The sequence below is a fragment of the Paraburkholderia xenovorans LB400 genome, from assembly GCF_000013645.1.
GTDB classification, from domain to species: domain Bacteria; phylum Pseudomonadota; class Gammaproteobacteria; order Burkholderiales; family Burkholderiaceae; genus Paraburkholderia; species Paraburkholderia xenovorans.
In genome coordinates this window covers 472,685-485,232 of the sequence record NC_007951.1, presented here as the reverse complement: position 1 = coordinate 485,232, position 12,548 = coordinate 472,685, and the positions used below count along the sequence as shown (strand labels likewise).

Genomic DNA, 12,548 nt, shown 5'->3' with positions numbered 1-12,548 from the left:
ATCGGCTGGGGAGAGTGTGGAAATGCCGGAGTTCGCAGCGGCGCGCCGACCGCGGCATGCCGGCCCGGCACACTGCATTTTGTCGCGCGACCCGGCTGGGCGCTTTCCCGTACAATTCCTGATCTTTCTATTGTCGCAGAAGCCGGCTGGCGCCGCTTTTCATGGGTTGTCCGGCCGTAGGTGGCACGTTGGCCGCGCGGTGCGTGCCGTACCGTTGTCGTGAATTGCCCCGCCTGCTGGTCCAGCCGATCGAACCAACACGTTTCTCAAGGGTGCCCCGATGACCAATCTTCTTCAACTCCCGCAAAAGCACTGCGCGCTGCGCGTGGTGCCGCAGCCCTCGGATGCGAACGTCCACGGCGACGTGTTCGGCGGCTGGATCATGGCGCAAGTGGACATTGCCGGCTCGATCCCGGCAAGCCGCCGTGCCAACGGGCGGGTGGCCACCATCGCGGTCAATTCGTTCGTGTTCAAGCAGCCGGTGTTCGTCGGCGATCTGCTGAGCTTTTACGCGGATATCGTCAAGACGGGCAATACGTCGGTCACCGTCGAGGTCGAGGTCTACGCGCAGCGCATGAGCCTCACCGAAGACCTCGTGAAAGTCACCGAAGCCACGCTGACCTATGTCGCGACCGATAGCGACAGGCGTCCGCGCGCGCTGCCGACGCTGGATTGAGCGGTTCGCGGTAAACGAAAAACGAGGCGCTCCGGCGCCTCGTTGCGCTTCGGCTTCGGCTTCGGCGGTGTGCCTTACTGGCTCGCCGCCGTGCCGATTCCCGCCTTCTTCTGCGCGTTCTGAATGTCGTTCGGATAGTTCGGATCGTTACGCGACGGCTGATAACCGTTGGCCTCCAACTTTTTCAACTCGGCGTTTTTCTTCGCCCGCGCCTGTTTGCGCGCGGCCTTGCGCTGAGCCTTGGTGCTCGGTGCCGCCTTCGAGGCGGCCGACGGAACGGCCGCGTCAGAATCGCTCCCCGTGGGACCGCCGCCACCGCCGCCGCTTTGCGCGAACGCCGGCGCGGCACATGCCACGCTCAGTACAACCGATGCCAGCAACACAGACAGTTTCTTTGCAGGTGACGACGTCATTGTTCTCTCCAGTCGGATTGGCGAATAGTCGACGGCGAAACGCCCATGACCCGGTGCGAGCAGCGAAAAGCGGGCGCAACGCCACGTGAATCGGTGCTTCGTGGTTCCCAGCGCAGTCTGAGATGGGAACCACGAATATAGCCGACCGAAGCGTTTTTCGAAAAACCGTTTACGCGAACCGGCACGGGCTAACCCGCACGAATCGCCGCCGCAGGCGCGCTGCCGTTGCGCAGGTAGGCGTCGACCTCACCTTCTATCCACTGCGCGAAATGCGCCTGCGCGGCATCGAGGATTTCGCGTTGCTGCCACACCAGCCAGTACGGATAAGGGTACGGCACGCGAATATCGGTGATCTGCAGCAGTTCGCCCCGCGCGAGCGCATACGCGACGAGACTGCGCCGTTCGAGCGCGACGCCCTGGCCCTGCAGCACGGCGGCGATCACGAGATTGGAATCGTTCGCCGACAGCACCACGGCACCTTCGGCCGGCTCCGACACCTGTGCCGCCTGGCACCACTCATGCCACGGCGTATCGGGACTCGAGATCAGCGGGCAGGCCATCACGTCCGCGGCAGTGACCGGAAAGCGGCCATCCGGCGCGAGCGCGAAGTGCGGCGCCGCGACCACCACCATCTCGTCGTCGAACAGTTTCTGTTGCGCGACGTCGGGCCAATGCCCCTGACCCATGCGAATGCCGATATCGCTCACGCCTTGGCGGAAGTCCTCGACCTGCAAACTCGTCAGCAAGCGGATCCGGTAATACGGATGCGCGTCGCGAAAACTGGCGAGACGCGGCACCAGCCAGTGCTGAGCAAACGACGGCAAGGTCGTGATCACCAGTTCGCTTTCGTGCGGGCGGGCCTGCGCGCGGCGCGTGGCATGCGTGATATCGCGCAGCGCCATGCGGATGTCGAGCGCGTAAAGCCTGCCCTCCTCGGTCAGCCGCAGCCCGCGCGCCGCGCGCATGAACAGTGCGACGCCCATCGACTCTTCCAGCACCTTGATCTGCTGGCTTACCGCCGAGTGCGTGACATGCAGTTCGCGCGCCGCCTGCGTCACGCCGCCCAGGCGGGCGACGGCCTCGAAGCAGCGCAGCGCGGTCAAAGGCGGGATCGGTTTCATGTAAGAAATTCTGACGTAAATCGTCGTTAATTGTCGCTTTTTTTGATCGGCGGAGATGCTTAATCTATCGGTTCGAAGCGCCCCACTCCGTGCCGGCATGGGAACCGCGAGAGCGCCGCGGCTGGCGGCGCGCCATGATAGATGTTCTAACGGGAATGAGATGAAACTGATCGGAATGCTGGATTCGCCCTACGTACGCCGGGTCGCTATCTGCCTCAAATTGCTGAAGTTCGAGTTCGAGCATGAGGCGATCTCGGTGTTCAGCACCTACGAGCAGTTCGCGAAGATCAATCCGGTCGTCAAGGCGCCCACGCTGATCGCCGACAACGGCCAGACCGTGATGGATTCGACGGTGATTCTCCAGTACCTCGCCACGCTCGCCGGGCCGGACCAGCGGCTTTTCCCGACACGGCCCGACGCCGCCTTGCGCGCCGCCCGTCTCACGGGACTCGCGCTTGCCGCGTGCGAGAAGAGCGTGCAGATCGTCTACGAACGCAATCTGCGGCCGGAGGCGAAGCAGCATGAGCCGTGGATCGAGCGCGTGAGCACGCAGTTGTTCGCCGCTTACGCCGAGCTCGAACGCGACCTCGCGGCGGCGACGCTGCCGGTCGAGGCCAATCAGTTCGACGCGGCCGACGTCACCGTGGCGGTGGCCTGGCAATTCACGCAGATGATGTTGCCGGGAATGGTCGGCAAGACGGCGCATCCCGTCCTGCAGTCGTTCTCCGAAAAGGCGGAAGCGTTACCGGTTTTCCTGAGCACGCCGGCGCAATGAGCACACCGGGCGCGAACGCTCACACTGTGGCCAGTTCGCGCCCCACGCCACCCTGCAGCAGTTCGGAAATGGCGTCCGTCGACAACGGCTTTGCAAAGTAGAAGCCCTGCATTTCGTCGCACGCGCGCTCTTTCAGGAAGTCGAGCTGCGCGGACGTCTCCACGCCTTCGGCGATCACCTGCAATTTCAGCGAGTGCGCGAGCGCGATGATCGCCGAGGTGATCGTTTCGTCGTCGCCCGATATGCCAATGTCGGAGACGAACGAGCGGTCGATCTTCAGGCGGTCCACCGGGAAGCGCTTCAGATAGCTGAGACTCGAATAGCCGGTGCCGAAGTCGTCGATGGCAAGGCCAATGCCGAGCGCGTGCAGCTCGTTGAGCATCGACACGGCTTCTTCGGCATTGCGCATGATGGTGCTTTCGGTCAGCTCGAGTTCGAGGTATTGCGGCTCCAGGCCAGTCTCGTCCAGCACCTGCATGACCAGCTTGGCGATATCGCGCTGCTGGAACACGCGCGCGGACAGATTCACCGAGACGCGCGCCGGCGGCAAGCCTTCGTCCTGCCAGGCCTTGTTCTGGCGGCACGCCTCACGCAGCACCCACTCCGAGAGCGGCCCGATCAGCCCGCTTTCTTCCGCCACCGGAATGAACGACGACGGCGGCACCAGTCCGACTTCCGGATCGCGCCAGCGCACCAGCGCCTCGGTGCCGACGATCTGTCCGCTCACGATATCCACCTGCGGCTGGTAGTGCAGCAGGAACTGGTTGTCGCGCAGCGCGCGGCGCAAGCGCCGTTCGAGATTCAGACGTGTGCCCGCGCTCGCGTTCATTTCCGGCTGATAGAACTGGAACGTATTGCGGCCCATGTCCTTGGCGCGATACATCGCCAGATCGGCCTTCTTCATCAGCGTTTCGGCGTCTTCGCCGTCTTGCGGGAACAGGCTCGCGCCCATGCTGCAACCAACGTACAGCTCGGTGCCGTCGAGCCAGACCGGCTCGGAGATCGACACGCGCACGCGCTCCATCCACGCGATCAGCGACTTTTCGTCGACGGTATCGGTCATCACGATCACGAACTCGTCGCCGCCGTGCCGCGCCACCGTATCGCTCGTGCGCGTGCAACGTGCCAGGCGCTCGGCAACCACGCTCAGCAGCCGGTCGCCCACGCTGTGGCCGAGGCTGTCGTTGACGTTCTTGAAGCCGTCCAGGTCGATGAACACCACCGCGACGCCCTTGTGATGCCGCTGCGCGACGATCAACGCGTGCTGCAGACGGTCGCGCAGCAGATTGCGGTTCGGCAGGCGCGTCAGGCTGTCGTAGTTGGCCTGATATTCGAGCTGTTCCTGATAGCGCATCAGATCGGTCACGTCGTTGATCACGCCGATGTGATGCGTGATCACGCCGTCCTGATCCGGCACTGGCGCGATGAAGAGCTGATTCCAGAACAACGCGCCGTCCTTGCGATAGTTGCGCACCACGGCGCTCACTTCGCGGTTCGCGGCGAGCGCCTGGCGGATCAGCGCGACGCCTTCCTGGTCGCGATCGTCGCGCTGTAGCAGGCGGCAATCGTGGCCGATCGCCTCGGCGGCGTCGTAGCCGGTAATGCGCATGAACGCCGGGTTCACGTACTCGATCAGATTGCCGGCCGGCGACGGCGCGGTGATCAGAATCGCGTTGACGCTCGCATCGAGCGCGCGGCTTTGCAGGCGCAACGCAAGGTCGGCGCGCTTGCGCTCGGTGATATCCGTGTACGAACCGAGCACGCCGATTACGCGGCCGTCGCCGTCGGTGAACGGCAGCTTGCTCGTGACGGTGGTGCGGTGCACGCCGTCGATCATCAGATCGACTTCGAAATTCATCTTCGGCACGCCGGTGCTCGCCACTTCCCTGTCGTGGTCGTTCAGCAGGCTGGAGAAGTCGCGCCACGGCATGTCGGCGTCGCTCTTGCCCACCACCTGCTCGGGATACGCGAGTCCGGCGTCGCGCGCGAACGCCATGTTGCAGCCGAGATAGCGCGACTCCAGGTCCTTCCAGAAAATGCGCTGCGGAATATTGTCGATCACCGCTTCGAGCATCTGGTTCGAACGCTGCGCTTCGGCTTCGGCGTTGATCTGGTCGGTGACGTCGTCGGCCAGCACGAAGAATGCGGCGCGGCCCATGAAGTTCAGCGCGTGATACGAAATGTCGGCGCTGATCGTCGAGCCGTCCTTGCGCCGGTGATGCCAGATGCCCGCCATCGTGCGGCCGTGGTGGGTCGCGTCGCTACGCTGAAGATGCGATTCGAGACGCGAGATCTCGGCTTTCGGCCGGATCGCGCGGATCGTCATGCCGAGAAATTCGCTTTCGGAATAGCCGTATTGCTGGATCGCGGCCGCGTTGACGGCGAGAAAGCGCAACGTCTCGCGATCGACGATATACATCGGCACCGGATGGTCGTCGAACAGGCCGCGAAAACGTTCGTCGTTGCGGCCGAGCGCGCGAACGGTGCGCAGCTTCTCGCGCGCGCTGCTTTCACGGGCGCCGAACGTGTAGATCAGCAGCACGCTGCCGGCCAGCATCGTCACGATCAGCAGGAACATGGCCCGCTGGGTTTCGCTCGCCGACGCCGCGAGCGAGGCCCGCAACGCGCGGTTCTCCTCGCCGCGCAGCGCGGCCAGCGCGGCTTCGACGCGGTGCATGCCGAGCCCGAGATGGGTATAGGTCGAGGCCGCCCACGGACGCGAGGCGCTCGCGCCGGAGTCGGCGCTCCTCAGCAGCGCGTCGTCGATGTCGTGTTGCAACGCATGGCTGTCCGCGCTCAGCCTGGCGAGCGCGTCGAGCATGGCGGGGTCGCCGGCAAGTTCGCCGCGCAGGTCGCTCTCCAGACGCGTGAGCGTCGCGGCCATGCTGGTCGCCGCGCCGGCCGGCGCGGACTCGCCCGACGTCTCGAAGCGGCCGAGCGCGGCAAGGCCGCCGTCGAGCGCCGACTGGTAGGCGTCGAGGTTCTGGCGCACGCTCGTCGACCGCAGCATGCGTGCGTCGGCGTCGCGTTGGCCGCAAATCTGCGCGTAGGCGACGAACGCGTTCGCGCCGACCGCCGCGGCGACGACCGCCAGGTTGATCAGCAGCCGCTTCGATAGAAAAGGAGTCATGGGTTCCGAACGTCAATCGTTCTGCCGGCGGGAGCGCGCGGTCGCTTTCGATGCATCGGGCCGCATCGATACGAGTTTCTTTACGCGCCAACCCTTGGATAACGGCAGGGTTCGGAACAGGTTGAGGGTAGTGGATGAAAAAAACGTGGCCGGCCGCACCTAACCGGCCGCACCTAGCCGGCCGCACCGAACTCCTTCATGGCCGGGACGAAGTCGTGGTTGGCCTCCGGCTTGCGCGACAGCTTGGCAAGCACGTAGCGCTTGAACGGCGCCAGTTCGGCCCAACGGGCCACGCCCGGCGCGGCGATGCCGGCCAGTTGCGCCTGATGCGCAATGCCCTCCGGCACGCTATCGGTGCGACGCCAGGCCGGCGCTTCTTCGGGCGTGAACCATTCCGGCTCGACGTTCGCGTGGGTGCGCAGCATTTCGAACAGGGCATGATCGAAATTCGGCTCGATTTCCGCGTCTTCCTCGACCGGGAAGCGCGCCAGCAGCTTGCGGTCTTCGAGCGGCAGCAGTTGCCATTGCTGGAGCGAGATGCGCAGCCCGAACCGGTCGAGGTTGAAGCGCACCGACATCGGGATAAACGTGAAATTCTCCGAAGACTCGACCTCGAAGTTGAACAGAAGCGGCGCTTCGTTGAGTCCCATGACAGTGTCCCTCGTGGATGGCGGGCAACGCGCAAGCCCGGCTTGAGGTATTTTAGAACCTTATTCGCGCGATGGCGGCGTGGTCTGGCGGCAACGCACGAGCCCGCCAACTGCTCAGGCACGCGCAGCATGGCAAAGGAGTACTAGCTTGAACGAACTGGAAACAGCCGGACAGCCGGGCGCGGTGGAACGCCAGGTGCGCCGGCATCGCGGCGCGGAGGTCGAAACCGTCACCGACCACGTCGGTCAGGAATGGCCGGTGGCGCTCGTCTTCAACGGCATTTCGCACGCGGTGATGATGTGCACGCCGCGCGATCTGGAAGCATTCGCGGTCGGATTCGCCATTTCCGAGGGGATCGTGGAGCGCGGCAGCGACATTCAGGACATCGAGGTCGAACTGCATGACAATGACGAATTGCCGCACGCCGAAGTGCAGCTACAGGTGGTGCAGCAGGCATTCGTCGCGCTGAAGGAAAAGCGCCGCGCGCTCGCCGGGCGCACCGGTTGCGGCGTGTGCGGTATCGAAAGCATCGATCTGCTGGATCTCGAACCCGAGCGTGTGCCGGACACCGGCTTTCTGCAACGGCTTGCGCCGGACGCCATCGCGCGCGCCGCCCGCGAGTTGCCCGAGCATCAGGCGTTGACGCGGCTGACCGGCGGTTTGCACGCCGCCGCCTGGTGCGACGCGGCGGGCGCGATTCGCTACGCGTTCGAGGACGTGGGCCGCCACAACGCGCTCGACAAGCTGATCGGCCAGCTCGTGCTCGATCGCGTGGATACCAGAGAGGGTTTCGTGTTTCTGTCGAGCCGCGCCAGCTACGAGCTGGTGCGCAAGGCCGCGCGCGTCGGCGTGCCGATGCTCGCCACGATCTCGGCGCCGTCTTCGCTGGCCATTGCGATCGCCCGCAAGGCGGGCGTGCGGCTGGTGAGCTTCTGCCGCGAAAAGAGCTACGTCGACTACGATACGTTGCTGCCGGCGCAGCGTTGAACGGCAGCGTGCCCGACCTGCGAGCGGGCGAACCCCCAGCCGCGCAAAAAGCTGGAGCCCGCCCAAGCCGGCCGGTCCGTTCTACGCCCGAGCGCTCGCGCCCGAAGTGGTTCAAGCGCTCAGGGCCGCCGCTCAGTCGAACTGCCGGAAGTCCGGCTTGCGCTTCTCGAAGAACGCCTTGAACGCCTCGCGTGCTTCGGGCGCGAGCAGCATCTTGCCGAAATGCACGGCTTCTTCCGACATCTGCGTTTGCAGTTCCTGGTAGCTCGCGCGCTTCATCAGGCTTTTCGTCACACGCAGCGACGAGGCCGGCAACGCGGCCAGCTTCGCGGCTTGCGAAGCGGCGAACGCGTCGACCTCGGCGGCGGGCAGCACGCGATTCACGAAGCCCATGCGTTGCGCCTCCGCGGCGTCGAACGCTTCGCCGAGCAGCAGCTTCTCCGCCGCCGCCTGGTAGCCGCTCACCCGCTGCAACAGCAGGCTCGACGCCGCTTCAGGGCACAGGCCGAGCTGCGCGAACGGCAGCGAAAAGCTCGCCGTGTCGGCCACGTAGACCAGATCGCAATGCAGCAGCAAGGTCGTGCCGATGCCCACCGCCGGGCCCGCTACCGACGCCACCACCGGCTTCTCCGCCGAACTGATCGCGCGCAGGAACTGGAATACGGGCGCGTTTTCGCCCATTGGCGGCGCCTTCATGAAATCTTCGAGATCGTTGCCGGCGCTGAAAATGCCCGCGCTGCCGCGAATCAGGACGGCGCGCACCGCGGCGTCGCCGTGCGCTTGAACCAGCGCGTCGGCCATCGTCTGGTACATGGCGGCCGTGATCGCGTTTTTCTTGTCGGGCCGGTTGAAGGCAATCGTCAGCACGCCGTCGGCGCGCTCGACCAGAATATCCATCGTCATCTCCTCGTCCTCCTGCTCAGAATGTAAAAACGGTTCGCAAGCCGGATGGCCTGCGAACCGTTGCGCGTGCCTAACGGGTCGCCCCAAGGGGGCGCCCCGAGGCTCGCCGTGTGGACCGAAGCGAACGCCGGGCTGAACAGCGGGGCGATCACGCTCACAGGCGCTCGATGATGCCCGCCGCGCCCATGCCCGTGCCGACGCACATCGTCACCATGCCGTACTTGTAGTTACGGCGGCGCAAACCATGCACCACGGTCGACGCACGAATCGCGCCCGTTGCGCCCAGCGGGTGGCCGAGTGCGATCGCGCCGCCGAGCGGGTTGATCTTCGCCGGATCGAGACCGAGGTCCTGAATCACCGCCAGCGATTGCGCGGCGAACGCTTCGTTCAGCTCGATCCAGTCCAGGTCGTCGATCTTCAGGCCGGCGGCCTTCAATGCGGCCGGAATCGCTTCCTTCGGACCGATGCCCATGATCTCCGGCGGCACGCCGCGCACGGCGAAGCTGACGAAACGCGCGAGCGGCGTCAGGTTGAATTCCTTCAGCATCTTTTCCGACACCACGATCAGCGCGCCCGCGCCGTCCGAGGTCTGCGAGCTGTTGCCCGCCGTCACCGAACCCTTGTTCGCGAACACTGCGCGCAGTTTGGCGAGACCTTCGAGCGAGGTTTCCGCGCGCGGACCTTCGTCGAGCGAGACTTCGCGGGTCTTCACGCGGACTTCGCCGGTGGCGAGATCGGGGAAGCGTTCGGTGATCGTGTAGGCGGCGATTTCGTCGTTGAACTCGCCGGCTTGCTGCGCGGCAATGGCGCGGCGGTGCGATTCGACCGAGAACGCGTCCTGCGCTTCGCGGCTGATCTTCCAGCGCTCGGCGACCTTCTCGGCCGTGAGGCCCATGCCGTACGCGATGCCGATATCTTCATTGCGATCGAAGATATGCGGCGACATGGAAGGCTTGTTGCCCATCATCGGCACCATGCTCATGGATTCGCAGCCGCCCGCGATCATTGCGTCCGACTCGCCGACGCGGATGCGGTCCGCCGCCATCGCCAGCGCCGTCAGGCCCGACGCGCAGAAGCGGTTCACCGTCACACCGCCGACGGTATTCGGCAGGCCGGCCAGCAGCGCGCCCATGCGCGCCACGTTCAGGCCTTGTTCCGCTTCCGGAATCGCGCAGCCGATGATCGCGTCTTCGATCACCTTGGTGTCGAGGCCGGGCACTTGCGCCACAGCCGACCTGATCGCGTGGACCAGCAGTTCGTCCGGGCGCGTGTTCCTGAACATCCCGCGCGGCGCCTTGCCGATCGGCGTGCGGCTCGCGGCGACGATGTATGCGTCTTGCAATTGCTTTGCCATTTGAATCTCCTATTGGCTCGTCGCTCAGTTGCGCACCGGCTTGCCGGTTTGCAGCATGCCCATGATCCGTTCCTGCGTCTTTTGCGTGCCGAGCAGATCGACGAACGCACGACGCTCGAGTTGCAGCAGCCATTCTTCATCGACCAGGCTGCCCGCTTCCACGTCGCCGCCGCACACCGCTTCCGCGATGCGACTCGCAATCAGGAAGTCGTGCTCGCTGATAAAACGGCCATCGCGCATGTTGACGAGCGACGCCTTGATGGTCGCGATCGCCGAGCGGCCGGCCACCGGCACTTGCGTGACCCGCAGCGGCGGACGATAACCCGCCGCCGACAACGCGCGCGCCTCCTTCTTCGCGACGTCGAGCAACTCGAACACGTTGAAGACGATCGTATCGGACGGCTTCAGGTAGCCCATCGCGCGGGCGTCAAGCGCGGAGGCCGAGACCTTCGCCATCGCCGCGTTTTCGAACGACTTCTGCACGAACTTCAGCAGGTCGTTGGTCGCGCCGACTTGCGTCGCCGCTTCCGCCGCGCGCAGCGCCGCTTCCTTCAGGCCGCCGCCGGCGGGCACGAGACCCACGCCGACTTCCACCAGCCCGAGATAGCTCTCGATATGCGCGACCCGCTTCGCGCTATGCAGCGCCAGTTCGCAACCGCCGCCGAGCGCGATGCCCGACACGGCCGAAATGACCGGCACGCTTGCATACTTCACGCGCAACATGCCTTGCTGGAATTTCTTCACGAACGGCTCGATGCCCTTCGCGCCGCCCATCATGAAGGCCGGCATCGCTTCCTCGAGGTTGGCGCCCGCGGAGAACGGGCCGCCCGGCGTGCCGAGTTTCAGCGACGTGGGCTGCCACACCACCAGACCCTTGTAGTCCTTTTCGGCCAGTTCGATCGCCTGCGTGAGACCGTCGATCACCGACGGTCCGATCGTGTTCATCTTGCTTTTGAACGACACGATCAGCACATCGTTCTCGCCGGCCCGATCGTCGACCCAGGCGCGCACGGCGTCGGTTTCGAACAGCGTCTTGCCGTAGGTCTTCGGATCAGCGGCGGTTTCGCCGACCAGCGGCGCACGGAACACCTGTTTGTCGTAGACCGACAGCGACGAGCGCGGCACGAACGTCTTCGAAGCCGGCGACCACGAACCTTCGTTGGTATGCACGCCGCCTTTCTCGGCCACCGGACCTTCCAGCACCCACGACGGCAGCGGCGCGTTCGAGAGCGCCTTGCCGGCTGCGATGTCTTCCTGCACCCACTCGGCGACCTGCTTCCAGCCGGCCGTCTGCCAGCCTTCGAACGGGCCTTCGTTCCAGCCGAAGCCCCAGCGGATCGCCAGATCGACGTCGCGCGCGTTGTCGGCGATCGATTCCAGATGCACGCCGATATAGTGATACACGTCGCGGAAAATCGCCCACAGGAACTGCGCCTGCGGATGCTCCGATTCGCGCAGCAGCTTCAGACGCTCCGCCGGCGGGCGCTTCAGGATGCGGCCGACCAGTTCGTCCGCCTTCGCGCCGCCGTCCACGTACTCGCCCGTTTTCGCGTCGAGCACCTTGATCGCCTTGCCTTCTTTCCTGTAGAAGCCGCCGCCAGTTTTCTGGCCCAGCGCGCCCTTCTTCACCAGTTCGGCCAGCACAGCCGGCGTTTCGTAGACCGGATAGAACGGGTCGTCCTTCAGCGTGTCCTGCATCGTCTTGATGACGTGCGCCATCGTGTCCAGACCGACCACGTCCGCGGTACGGAACGTGGCCGACTTCGCGCGGCCCAGACGTGCGCCGGTCAGGTCGTCCACTTCGTCGAAACGCAGGCCGTATTTCGCGGCTTCGGTCACGACAGCGAGAATCGAGAAAATCCCCACGCGGTTGGCGATGAAGTTCGGCGTATCTTTTGCACGCACGACGCCTTTGCCGACCACGCTGGTCAGGAACGACTCGAGTTGGTCGAGAATTTCCGGGCGTGTGGTCGCGGTCGGGATCAGTTCGACCAGGTGCATGTAGCGCGGCGGATTGAAGAAGTGCACGCCGCAGAAGCGCGCCTTCAGTTCATCCGGGAAACCTTCCGAGAGCGCGGTGATCGACAGGCCCGACGTGTTGGTCGCGAAAATCGCGTTCGGCGCGAGATGCGGCGCTACTTTCCTGTACAGGTCGTGCTTCCAGTCCATGCGCTCGGCGATCGCTTCGATCACGAGGTCGCATTCGGCGAGCTTCCCGATGTCGTCGTCGTAGTTGGCCGGCTGGACGTATTGCGCGTCGTCCTTCACGCCGAACGGCGCGGGCGACAGCTTCTTCAGATTCTCGATCGCCTTCAGCGCGATCGCGTTCTTCGGGCCTTCCTTGGCAGGCAGATCGAACAGCAGCACGGGCACCTTGGCGTTGATCAGGTGCGCGGCGATCTGCGCGCCCATCACGCCGGCGCCGAGCACGGCTACCTTGCGAATGATCAGATTGCTCACGTCGTTCCTCCGGGGAGATATGCGGGGTCGCGAAGCCTGGTTGGACGCTTCGCGACAGGTGGCTGACGCAGGCGCCAC

At 65.0% G+C, this 12,548-nt stretch carries 10 protein-coding genes; 3 read left to right on the top strand and 7 right to left on the bottom strand.

The features are described 5' to 3' along the window. Positions 1–280 precede the first annotated feature (280 nt). Positions 281–676: an acyl-CoA thioesterase gene (locus BXE_RS02170; RefSeq protein ID WP_011486797.1), complete on the top strand. Its 396-nt coding sequence runs from the start codon at positions 281–283 to the stop codon at positions 674–676. A 74-nt stretch (positions 677–750) separates the two neighbouring features. Here BXE_RS02170 and BXE_RS02165 read toward each other — a convergent pair whose 3' ends face one another. Continuing rightward, on the bottom strand, positions 751–1,089 hold the full coding sequence (locus tag BXE_RS02165; protein ID WP_011486796.1) for a DUF4148 domain-containing protein: 339 nt from the start codon (positions 1,087–1,089) through the stop codon (positions 751–753). Positions 1,090–1,277: 188 nt separating this feature from the next. After that, on the bottom strand, positions 1,278–2,210 hold the full coding sequence (locus BXE_RS02160; RefSeq protein WP_011486795.1) for a LysR substrate-binding domain-containing protein: 933 nt from the start codon (positions 2,208–2,210) through the stop codon (positions 1,278–1,280). A 160-nt stretch (positions 2,211–2,370) separates the two neighbouring features. Here BXE_RS02160 and BXE_RS02155 point away from each other — a divergent pair, with 160 nt between their 5' ends. After that, entirely contained in the window at positions 2,371–2,985 is a 615-nt protein-coding gene (locus BXE_RS02155) for a glutathione S-transferase N-terminal domain-containing protein (RefSeq protein WP_011486794.1), read from the top strand. 19 nt (positions 2,986–3,004) lie between these two features. Here the strand turns inward: BXE_RS02155 and BXE_RS02150 are convergent, their stop codons facing one another. Both BXE_RS02150 and BXE_RS02145 read right to left on the bottom strand, forming a co-directional pair. After that, entirely contained in the window at positions 3,005–6,115 is a 3,111-nt protein-coding gene (locus tag BXE_RS02150; RefSeq protein ID WP_011486793.1) for a sensor domain-containing protein, read from the bottom strand. 173 nt (positions 6,116–6,288) lie between these two features. Continuing rightward, positions 6,289–6,765, bottom strand: coding sequence for a nitrate reductase associated protein (locus BXE_RS02145; RefSeq protein WP_011486792.1), 477 nt, complete (start codon positions 6,763–6,765; stop codon positions 6,289–6,291). 148 nt (positions 6,766–6,913) lie between these two features. Here BXE_RS02145 and fdhD point away from each other — a divergent pair, with 148 nt between their 5' ends. Next, positions 6,914–7,753 (top strand): formate dehydrogenase accessory sulfurtransferase FdhD, encoded by an 840-nt coding sequence (gene fdhD / locus BXE_RS02140; protein WP_011486791.1) that lies wholly within the window; start codon positions 6,914–6,916, stop codon positions 7,751–7,753. A gap of 132 nt (positions 7,754–7,885) precedes the next feature. Here fdhD and BXE_RS02135 read toward each other — a convergent pair whose 3' ends face one another. From BXE_RS02135 to BXE_RS02125, 3 genes are all read right to left on the bottom strand, one after another. Next, positions 7,886–8,656 carry an enoyl-CoA hydratase gene (locus tag BXE_RS02135; protein ID WP_011486790.1) on the bottom strand — a complete coding sequence of 257 codons (771 nt, stop codon included), beginning with the start codon at positions 8,654–8,656 and terminating at the stop codon, positions 7,886–7,888. Positions 8,657–8,810: 154 nt separating this feature from the next. Further along, positions 8,811–10,010 (bottom strand): acetyl-CoA C-acyltransferase, encoded by a 1,200-nt coding sequence (locus BXE_RS02130; protein WP_011486789.1) that lies wholly within the window; start codon positions 10,008–10,010, stop codon positions 8,811–8,813. Positions 10,011–10,034: 24 nt separating this feature from the next. After that, positions 10,035–12,470: a 3-hydroxyacyl-CoA dehydrogenase/enoyl-CoA hydratase family protein gene (locus BXE_RS02125; protein WP_011486788.1), complete on the bottom strand. Its 2,436-nt coding sequence runs from the start codon at positions 12,468–12,470 to the stop codon at positions 10,035–10,037. Positions 12,471–12,548 lie beyond the last annotated feature (78 nt).